Genomic DNA, 210 nt, shown 5'->3' on the forward strand with positions numbered 1-210 from the left:
TCGGTACGGTGCAGTTCAAGTCGAACGGCACGGCCATTGGTTCGCCGGTGACGGTCACGTCGGGTGTTGCGACGCTGTCGTATGCGTTCGATGCTGCTGGCGCTCAGAGTGTTACCGCTGACTTCACCGCTGGTGCAGGGTTCGTCAGCTCGTCGGCATCGGCTCAGACGGTGACGGTGTCCGATCCGGCTCCGGTCGATGTGGAGACCA

General features: G+C 62.9%; 1 protein-coding gene. It reads left to right on the forward strand.

The window, feature by feature from the left end; translation table 11 throughout:
* On the forward strand, window positions 1–210 hold a 210-nt coding region (locus tag QM596_RS25195; protein ID WP_283310305.1), incomplete at both ends, for an Ig-like domain-containing protein.

Source organism: Rhodococcus sp. IEGM 1406 (genome assembly GCF_030056745.1).
Lineage (GTDB): Bacteria > Actinomycetota > Actinomycetes > Mycobacteriales > Mycobacteriaceae > Rhodococcus_F > Rhodococcus_F erythropolis.